The sequence below is a fragment of the Ruoffia sp. FAM 24228 genome (genome assembly GCF_045528575.1).
Lineage (GTDB): Bacteria > Bacillota > Bacilli > Lactobacillales > Aerococcaceae > Ruoffia > Ruoffia halotolerans.
In genome coordinates this window covers 22,169-31,063 of the sequence record NZ_JBGQQZ010000026.1, presented here as the reverse complement: position 1 = coordinate 31,063, position 8,895 = coordinate 22,169, and the positions used below count along the sequence as shown (strand labels likewise).

Genomic DNA, 8,895 nt, shown 5'->3' with positions numbered 1-8,895 from the left:
CTTAGTTCCACTAAGCGAATTGGTAGAGTCTGCTTACGCAAGGTATTGAACCGCCGTGTACGGAACCGTACGCACGGTGGTGTGAGAGGTCGACTAGTCAAATAATGGCTAGTCTCCTACTCGATTTTTTGAATTGTCAATATAAGCTAGACAAATGCGAGTCATTAATGTAACTTGAAAATACTTCCAAAGGCGTTTGATAATTTAATGATTTTCTAGGTATTTGATTTCTCTTGTCAGCTACTGCAGACACAAATAACTGCTCGACTTTATTGAAGTCCATTTCCTTTGGCAAGCCATCGTTTCTAAATAGACCATTTGAATGTTCATTTAAACCACGCTGTGATGGTGTTCCTGGATCTGCGAAGTAGATCGAGACGTCATGTTTGTTGGACAACACCTTCCAGTTACTAAATTCTTTTCCGTTATCAAAGGTAAAAGATTTAAACAAGTTTCTAGGGCTGGATTGAAACCACTCTGTTAACGTTGTTTCAATGTCACTTGCTTTTCTGCCTTTAGGCTTTAAGGTGATGATGGCTTTAGATAGACGTTCCACCAGTGTGATGATGGCACTTTTATGATGAGCACCAACGATTGTATCACCTTCAATGTGACCAAACTCATCTTTAAATAGAGGGTAGTCTTTTTCTCTTTCAGAGATGTTTCGTTTGAACGCTTGTTTTCCTCGTCGTTCTTGGTCTCCGTTTGGCTTTCACTTGCCTTTCATAGGGAGTGTTGTGATATCAAAGGTGCCATCTTTAAATCGACGATATAAGGTTCTCATTGAACAACTGATTGGCTGTTCAAAACGTCCAATGTTGACGTCTGGCGTCCATCCTTGAGCAACTTTTTCTTTAATATACTTCTGTTGCTTTTTAGGCAAAATGATTTTATGTCTACCGCAACGCTTTTTATATACTTTATAGCGTTTGTAGTAATCAATTGCTGAGTTACCTTGTTTCAAGAAATTAATAACGTTATAAATGGGCTGACGTGAACGCCTTAAGCGTTCAGCAATCATCGCAACAGAAATATTTTGATGATAATAAGATTCTATCATTACTAATTCATCCGTGGTAAGATGGGAGTAGGTCATTTATGATCACTCCTATTCTTCGTGGTGGAAGTATAGTTTGAGTGTATCATAAATGACTTTTTTATCTGTCTAGCTTAATTTTACAATCTACGTTTTATAAAATTGAATTCACCATTTTTCTTGTATATAGGGGTGAATTTTATGAAGAAAAACAAAGATTAAGTGTATCTAGAAATAGCACACATTGGAAAAGTTGAATTGCCGTCAGATGTAGAAAATCGAATATATTATCTACTCCGAGGCTAATATAATGAAAAAATGGTCCTCGATTTGGTCAAAAAACATGAAATTAAGACCTGGGATATTCTTGGTGACTATTGGTTTGAAAACGGAAAGCGTCTGCAAACGGATTTTATTGTTATGGCAAAAGATACTTGGTATGTCCTTGTAGTGAAAAATGACGACGGAAACTTTCAATATATAGATTTCGACTGCGTATTAAATAGCAAATTATTAAAAGACAATATCGTAACCAAAATTCAAGAGCGCAATAATCGCTTAACTCATATGGCAAGTGAGATACCGCATTCGGTCAATGTTACGGGTGCGATGATTTTATAAAGGAGCACTCACAAGTTAGCCTAGATACAAAAGTAAATTACGAAGTTGTCTTGCGCCATCAATTTAGATTCTACATTAAAAATATTAAACGCAAATCTGATTTCCCACTAATGGCGAGTTATCTTAAAGCTTGTCATGAAGTGTTCAATAGATATAGAGTAGCTAATCCATTTCAACCAGAAAGCTTGCAAGTAGAAAGTTTTTCAGGCATTCCTAAAGGGATTACGTGTTGTCAATGTCATAGTTTTAATACGATTGCTAAACATCACAGTATTACTGTAGAAAATGTGGTGTGAGAGAAACGAAGACAAAAGTAATTCTATGAGCTGCCTATCACATAAGAATCCTATACTTTGACCATCCACAAATGCTGACACCAAGAAATATTTATGATTTTATGGTTGGAATGATGGGCATTACCTCAATCAAGAAAATCATGAATAAGCATTATGATAAAGTAGGAGGGATTAATAAGTATTCCTATAAAAGGCATATGTAAATTGTAATTTTAAAATGTGAAACGAGACTTTTATTCGAAAAGCGATACTATGAGAATTCAAAGTGACGCTTTTAGTTGAAAAGCGATACTATGAGAAATCAAAGTGACGCTTTCAACCCAATTTCCTACTAAAGCAAAAAAGCCCGTCCCAAATCGCGAAGATTCGGGACGGGTTTTCATTTAATTATACTTTTATATTTTAAATAAATCATTTAAGGCTTCAGCCATCGTTGGGTGAGTGAAAATTTGATCTCTGAGTTGAGTGTAATCCATATCAGCGATCATTGCCGTTGAAATAATGTTAATAACTTCATGTGATTCTTCACCAAATAGGGTAGCACCAAGAATCTTATTCGTTTTGCTATCAATAATCGCTTTATATAAACCAGTTTGGTTATCTAATATTTTCGCTTTAGGAATAGAACTTACATCCAGACTGGCAACCTTGTAATCAAGACCTTGCTCACGCGCAGCAGTTTCTGATAAGCCGACCTGTGATAAAGGCGGCTCGATAAATGTTGTTGCAGGTACGTTTTTTCGACGGTCTGTACTATACGACTTGTCACCATAAATGAAGTCACGAATGATGCGGTAGTCATCAAGTGAGATATAAGTCTGTTGAGGACCACCATTAACATCGCCGAGTGCAAAAATATGTGGAAGATTAGTTTGTAAAAACTCATTCACTTCAACTGCACCTTTTTCTGAAACGGTGATGCCAGCCTTACCTAAATTCAAGTCTTCGATATTCGGTTTACGACCCGTTGCAACCAATAGGTGAGTGGCTTGAATCTCATGTTGGTCACCATTTATATTATAATAAATAGACACCGAATCAGCATTTTCTTTTACAGATTGCGTATTCGCATTCGTCACAATATTAATACCTTGAGCTTCAATTGCAGCAATCACAGCATCACGAACATCTGCATCTTCATCTTTAAGAATCGTATCGTTGCGATCAATTAATGTTACATTACTTCCAAATTGACTATAAATAGAAGCCAACTCTAAACCAACGGGACCAGAACCAATAATAGCCAAATCTTTTGGTAAATCAGTTAATTCAATTAGCGATTCAGAAGTCAAAATACGGTCACTTAATTCTAAACCATCAATATTAGGAATAAATGGACGCGCACCCGTATTAATAAAAATACGCTCAGCTTGAATTTCTTCAACGCCATCTTCAGTATGAACTTCAACGGTATTCTCATTAATAAATGAAGCCGTCCCATCTAGAACTTCAGCATTTTCTAAATCGGCAACTTTATGGTAATTTCCATTATTTAGTTTGCTGATTAACTCATTTTTAGCGTTCACAGCCATTGAATAGCCTAATTCATCACGTTTGAAAGCTAAGAATTTTAATTTCTTCGTTGGAATACAAGCAACATTTATACAAGTCCCGCCGTACATTTTCTTAGATTTCTCAACTAGAATAACATCCTCACCACGACTTGCGAATTCTCCCGCGAGCGTTTTACCCGCCTTACCAAAACCTATAATTAAATTTTTAACTTGTTTCATAAAACCACCCCTAACTCATATTGTACTACCATTAACAAAATTCACTAAACAAATTGCTTGTAGATAAAATAAAAACCCCTATAAAATAGGGGCTAGAGAAAGACATTAATTTTTTAAACTTTGAATTGGAGCTGGAATACGCCCACCACGATCAACGAATACTTTCGGAGAAGTTTGGTTTAATGGCATGACTGTACCAGAACCGAAGAGTCCACCGAAATCAAGTGACTCGTCATCTGAGCGACCAATCGCAGGAATCACACGAACAGCGGTAGTTTTAGAGTTAATCATACCAATGGCTGCTTCATCAGCAATCAAGGCAGAAACAACTTCTGGTGGTGTTGTTCCTGGAATAACAATCATATCCAAACCTACAGAACAGACGGCCGTCATCGACATTAATGTTTCAATATTTAAAGTACCATTGGCAGCCGCGGCAATCATCCCCGCATCTTCAGTCACAGGAATGAAAGCACCAGATAGCCCACCAACGTGAGATGAAGCCATCACGCCACCTTTTTTAACCGCATCATTTAACATGGCAAGTGTGGCGATTGATCCATGTGCACCTACTTGGTCTAAACCGATTTCTTCTAAGATATGCGCCACAGAATCGCCTACTGCTGGTGTTGGAGCTAAAGATAAATCAACAATTCCAAATGGAACACCTAGCATTTCAGAGGCTTGTGTCCCAACTAATTGGCCCATACGAGTGATCTTGAATGCTGTTTGCTTAATGGTATCAGCGACAACTTCTAATGAAGCCGATTTATCTAATTTTGCTAAAGCAGTACGCACCACACCAGGACCAGAAACGCCGACATTAATAACAACATCTGGCTCTCCAGATCCATGAAAAGCACCGGCCATAAAAGGGTTATCCTCAACAGCATTACAGAAAACGACAATCTTAGAAGCACCCATACACTCATTATCTTGTGTTAGTTCAGCAGCTTCACGAACGATATTTCCCATCATCGCCACAGCATCCATATTGATACCCGCACGGGTTGAACCAATATTCACTGAAGAACACACATGATTTGTCTCAGCCATGGCTTGTGGAATAGATTGAATTAATTCCAAATCACCTTTACTAAAGCCTTTGTGGACTAAAGCAGAATAACCACCGATATAGTTTACACCAATATCTTGAGCGACTTTATCTAAAACTCGCGCGTATTTTAAAGGATCGCCACCTGAGGCAGCAAGCAGTTGAGAGATAGGAGTGACAGCAATCCGTTTGTTTACAATCGGAATACCAAATTTACCTTCAATCAACTCACCAGTTTTAACTAAGTCTTTGGCAGATTTATAAATTTTGTTATAAATCTTCTCACAGGAACGATCAATATCCCCATCCGCACAATCAACTAAGGATATACCCATCGTAATGGTACGAATATCTAAGTTATCTTCTTTAATCATAGAAACAGTTTCAATAACATTTTGCATTTCTAACATGGTTTAACTCCTTAAATTCGGTGCATAGAATTAAAAATATCCTCATGCATCACGTGTATTTCCATCTCAGGGATACTTTCCTTCGTGTTCTGTTGAAATTCTTCAAATTCAATTGAAAGCTTATCAATATTCACTAACATCACCATCGTAAAGTAATCTTGCATAATCGTTTGTTCAACATCCACGACGTTTACATTGTATTTAGCGCATTGTGTCGCAACTTCTGCTAGAATCCCTACTTTGTCTTTCCCAATTACAGTAATAACAGCTTGCATTGTGTTAACCACCTTTTGATTTGTTTTGTAAATTATAGCACACCCGAAGAATTTTCCCTACATAAAATGAAAAAATAATTAGAAACGCGAAAATAGTCACTTTCCTATACATTATTTTATAATTTATTATAATGTAAATAGACTCATAGAAAGGGTGGCTAAGTATGAAGAAAGTTTATTATTCTAATAAAGCACCAAAGCCGATGGACCCATATTCGCAAGCCGTTCGTGTAGGAGATATGTTATATGTATCAGGTCAAATAGGCATTGATCCAGAAACTAATAAATTAGTTAAAGGGAATGCTGAAGAAGAAATGAAGCAAGTTTTCAAAAATATTGCCCATATATTAGATAGTGCAGGTTTGAATTTAACAAGCGTTGTAAAAGTTGTGTTATATATGAATGACATCGGTGATTCATCGATATTTAACGAAATCTATGCCATGAATTTTCACAAGCCGTATCCAGCTAGAAGTTCTTTTGCCGTAAGTAGTTTACCAATGGGAGCAAAAGTAAAAATGGAGGTCATTGCTCATTACGAGTCATAAAATAAGCTTAGTATTTTAAGTTATTGTTTGTATTAAAAAACATTATAATTTAGTAGAGAACTTCTAATGCAATCTGTTATAATAAATGTATAATAGAATTATGACTTATATTGAAGAGGAGAGAATTAATTAATGTCTAAAACATTTGCAATTAATGCTGGGAGCTCAAGCTTAAAATTCCAGTTATACAATATGCCAGAAGAATCAGTTATTGCTAAAGGGTTAGTAGAAAGAATTGGTATCAACAATTCAGTATTTACAATCGAATATGGTGATGATCAAGAGTTTACTGTAACAGAAGATATCGCAACTCATGCTCAAGCGGTTGATATGTTATTTGATAAATTAGAAGAATTCCAAATTATCACCGATCTAACTGAAATTACAGGTGTAGGGCACCGTGTAGTAGCAGGTGGAGAAATCTTTAAAGAATCAACTTTAGTTACTCCAGAAGTAATTAAACAAGTTGAAGACTTAAGTGAATTCGCACCTTTACATAACCCAGCAGAAGCAGAAGTTATGCATGTGTTTGAAGAGCGTTTACCACACGCAACTGCCGTAGCAGTATTTGATACATCTTTCCATACTTCAATGCCAGAAGTTAACTACTTATACAGCTTACCTTACGAATACTACGAAGACTTCCAAATCCGTAAGTACGGTGCTCACGGAACAAGTCATGATTTCGTAAGTAAACGTGCAGCTGAATTAATGGGCAAACCTATCGAAGACTTAAAAATCATTACGTGTCACTTAGGTAACGGTGCATCAATTACAGCCGTTGACGGTGGTAAATCTGTAGATACATCAATGGGATTCACTCCTTTAGCTGGTGTAACAATGGGTACTCGTACAGGTGATATCGATGCATCAATCATTCCATTCTTAATGGACAAATTAAACATCACTGATGTGAACGATGTAATCACAATTTTTAACAAAAAATCTGGTTTACTAGGTTTATCAGGTGTATCAAGTGATATGCGTGACGTTGAAGATGCTGCGGCAGAAGGTAACGAACGTGCACAATTAACGTTAGATATCTTCATGAATCGTGTTCAAAAATACATCGCTCAATACATCGCAGTTATGAACGGTGTTGATGCAGTAGTATTCACAGCAGGTATTGGTGAAAACTCTGGAATTACACGAAAATTAATCATGGACGGAATTACGTTCTTTGGTGGAGAAATTGATGACGAGCGTAACGACACTCGTAAAGAAGCATTAATTTCAACTGACGACTCAAGATTTGCAATCTACAACATTCCTACAAACGAAGAAGTAGCGATTGCACGTGACGTTGAACGCTTCAAATAATAATTAACATAATCAGACCGCAAACCTAATTGGTTGAGCGGTCTATTTTTAAAAGGAGGTCATGACAATGAGTGAAAGAGAATTAATGGATCAAAGCGGTATGCAAAGAACATTAAAGCGTATTGCCCATGAGATCTTAGAGAAGAATAAATCGACGGAAAAACTGGTGATTCTTGGAATTAAAACAAGAGGCGAGTTTTTAGCAAAACGCCTACAAGAAAAGGTCGAAGAAATAGAAGGCGTAAAATTACCGCTGGAAATTTTGGACATCACTTTCTATCGCGATGATTTATCTAAAAAATCTGTCAGTCCTGAAGTAAAAGCTGTTTCTTTTGAACATGATTTAACTGGAAAGAAAGTAGTAGTAGTGGACGATGTTCTTTATACCGGAAGAACCGTTCGTGCAGCCATGGATGCCATCTTAGAAAATGCGCGCCCATCACACATTCAATTGGCTGTTCTTGTTGATCGCGGACACCGAGAATTACCAATTCGACCAGACTATGTTGGAAAGAATATTCCAACATCTAAGCAAGAGAGAGTCAAAGTAGAAGTTGAAGAAGTTGACGGAAAAGATTTAGTCAGTGTATTAGATTAAAAAAAGTGGGGAACAGGCTCTTAAAATTGAGTCTGTTCCCCACATTTTTTATGTTATTTTTTTCCATTGTTGGCTTTGAATAACCAATAAAAGACAAATACCATAAAGAAGACGACGAAGAGTGCTGCTAACATCCAAATTAACATTAAGTCAATCAGATTATTTACGACTAAAATAAAGCCGAGAATCCCCACTAAAAATAGCAATATACTAAAAATAATAATAACTTTATTGGAATAATCGCCGAATACTTCGAGTAAAGTCCGTCTATAGATTAATAAATATGCACCCAATATCATAAACATAGCAGGAAAAGCATAAATTAAAATATTAAATATCATTTGTAAACCTTCCTTTGATTAATTTTCTTTGAATTCATTGCCTTTATAATAACTGATCGCAAGCTGGGTCCGATCACGCAACTCCAACTTCAGTAACAGTTGTGATATATAGTTTCGAACTGTTCCTTCACTCAGATAAAATTTTTCGGCAATTTCTTTATTATTCAAGCCTTCTGCGACAGCTTGATAAATATCTAATTCACGAGGTGTGAGTTCACTCAATATTTCTTGATTTGATTGAGAGACTGATTGAGCAACGTTATTCACGATAGTATTATCGAGAACGGTCTGATTATTAAGAACAGCTTCAATGGCTGGCAAGATACTTTTAATATTTTGCTTTAAGATATAGCCTGTACACCCTAATTGAAGGGCAGCTTGTATGAAATCTGAGTCTTCAAAAGTAGTAACGAGTAGAATTTTTGCTTGCGGAAATTCACTCAAAATAGTCGAAGCAGCATCGATTCCGGATTTATCTTGCATTCGAATATCTAACAATGTGATGTCTGGCTTGTAAATTGAGTAATTAGCAATGGCTTCTTCAGCAGAATAGCCGGTTATTATTACTTCGTAGCCACCATTCTCAATAATTAAACTCAAAGATTCTACTACTATTGGATCATCATCAATAATCATTACAGTTGTCAACATGTTCACCCCTTT

General features: G+C 36.4%; 10 protein-coding genes and 1 pseudogene. 5 read left to right on the top strand and 6 right to left on the bottom strand.

Annotated features, from left to right (window positions below):
• Positions 1 to 136 precede the first annotated feature (136 nt).
• Positions 137 to 1,096, bottom strand: a pseudogene (locus tag ACEN33_RS06165) (IS30 family transposase).
• 270 nt (positions 1,097 to 1,366) lie between these two features.
• Here ACEN33_RS06165 and ACEN33_RS06160 point away from each other — a divergent pair.
• Both ACEN33_RS06160 and ACEN33_RS06155 read left to right on the top strand, forming a co-directional pair.
• Entirely contained in the window at positions 1,367 to 1,657 is a 291-nt protein-coding gene (locus ACEN33_RS06160) for a hypothetical protein (RefSeq protein ID WP_407090274.1), read from the top strand.
• Positions 1,658 to 1,707: 50 nt separating this feature from the next.
• Positions 1,708 to 1,953 (top strand): hypothetical protein, encoded by a 246-nt coding sequence (locus tag ACEN33_RS06155; protein ID WP_407094746.1) that lies wholly within the window; start codon positions 1,708 to 1,710, stop codon positions 1,951 to 1,953.
• A gap of 395 nt (positions 1,954 to 2,348) precedes the next feature.
• Here ACEN33_RS06155 and ACEN33_RS06150 read toward each other — a convergent pair whose 3' ends face one another.
• The 3 genes from ACEN33_RS06150 to ACEN33_RS06140 all read right to left on the bottom strand — a co-directional run bounded on the left by ACEN33_RS06150 (position 2,349) and on the right by ACEN33_RS06140 (position 5,425).
• Positions 2,349 to 3,686 carry an FAD-dependent oxidoreductase gene (locus ACEN33_RS06150; protein ID WP_407090275.1) on the bottom strand — a complete coding sequence of 446 codons (1,338 nt, stop codon included), beginning with the start codon at positions 3,684 to 3,686 and terminating at the stop codon, positions 2,349 to 2,351.
• Positions 3,687 to 3,791: 105 nt separating this feature from the next.
• Positions 3,792 to 5,150, bottom strand: coding sequence for a PFL family protein (locus ACEN33_RS06145; RefSeq protein WP_138404625.1), 1,359 nt, complete (start codon positions 5,148 to 5,150; stop codon positions 3,792 to 3,794).
• Positions 5,151 to 5,161: 11 nt separating this feature from the next.
• A complete protein-coding gene (locus ACEN33_RS06140) occupies positions 5,162 to 5,425 on the bottom strand; it encodes an ACT domain-containing protein (RefSeq protein WP_138404626.1) in 264 nt (87 codons plus the stop codon).
• A gap of 164 nt (positions 5,426 to 5,589) precedes the next feature.
• Between ACEN33_RS06140 and ACEN33_RS06135 the strand changes: the two genes are divergently transcribed.
• The 3 genes from ACEN33_RS06135 to pyrR all read left to right on the top strand — a co-directional run bounded on the left by ACEN33_RS06135 (position 5,590) and on the right by pyrR (position 7,891).
• The gene (locus ACEN33_RS06135; protein WP_407090276.1) at positions 5,590 to 5,973 is read left to right on the top strand and encodes a Rid family detoxifying hydrolase; all 384 of its coding nucleotides are present in this window, start codon (positions 5,590 to 5,592) and stop codon (positions 5,971 to 5,973) included.
• A gap of 132 nt (positions 5,974 to 6,105) precedes the next feature.
• Positions 6,106 to 7,293, top strand: coding sequence for an acetate/propionate family kinase (locus ACEN33_RS06130; protein WP_138404628.1), 1,188 nt, complete (start codon positions 6,106 to 6,108; stop codon positions 7,291 to 7,293).
• 67 nt (positions 7,294 to 7,360) lie between these two features.
• Positions 7,361 to 7,891 carry a bifunctional pyr operon transcriptional regulator/uracil phosphoribosyltransferase PyrR gene (pyrR, locus tag ACEN33_RS06125; RefSeq protein WP_407090277.1) on the top strand — a complete coding sequence of 177 codons (531 nt, stop codon included), beginning with the start codon at positions 7,361 to 7,363 and terminating at the stop codon, positions 7,889 to 7,891.
• 53 nt (positions 7,892 to 7,944) lie between these two features.
• Here pyrR and ACEN33_RS06120 read toward each other — a convergent pair whose 3' ends face one another.
• Positions 7,945 to 8,232: a hypothetical protein gene (locus ACEN33_RS06120; RefSeq protein WP_407090278.1), complete on the bottom strand. Its 288-nt coding sequence runs from the start codon at positions 8,230 to 8,232 to the stop codon at positions 7,945 to 7,947.
• 18 nt (positions 8,233 to 8,250) lie between these two features.
• The gene (locus ACEN33_RS06115) at positions 8,251 to 8,880 is read right to left on the bottom strand and encodes a response regulator (RefSeq protein ID WP_407094167.1); all 630 of its coding nucleotides are present in this window, start codon (positions 8,878 to 8,880) and stop codon (positions 8,251 to 8,253) included.
• Between the last annotated feature and the right edge of the window lie 15 nt (positions 8,881 to 8,895).

Bases quoted from the DNA above. Each gene is read 5' to 3' on its own strand.
- ACEN33_RS06135 (WP_407090276.1), top strand. From the start codon at position 5,590: ATGAAGAAAGTTTATTATTCTAATAAAGCACCAAAGCCGATGGACCCA.
- ACEN33_RS06145 (WP_138404625.1), bottom strand. From the start codon at position 5,150: ATGTTAGAAATGCAAAATGTTATTGAAACTGTTTCTATGATTAAAGAA.
- ACEN33_RS06140 (WP_138404626.1), bottom strand. From the start codon at position 5,425: ATGCAAGCTGTTATTACTGTAATTGGGAAAGACAAAGTAGGGATTCTA.
- ACEN33_RS06120 (WP_407090278.1), bottom strand. From the start codon at position 8,232: ATGATATTTAATATTTTAATTTATGCTTTTCCTGCTATGTTTATGATA.
- ACEN33_RS06150 (WP_407090275.1), bottom strand. From the start codon at position 3,686: ATGAAACAAGTTAAAAATTTAATTATAGGTTTTGGTAAGGCGGGTAAA.
- ACEN33_RS06130 (WP_138404628.1), top strand. From the start codon at position 6,106: ATGTCTAAAACATTTGCAATTAATGCTGGGAGCTCAAGCTTAAAATTC.
- pyrR (WP_407090277.1), top strand. From the start codon at position 7,361: ATGAGTGAAAGAGAATTAATGGATCAAAGCGGTATGCAAAGAACATTA.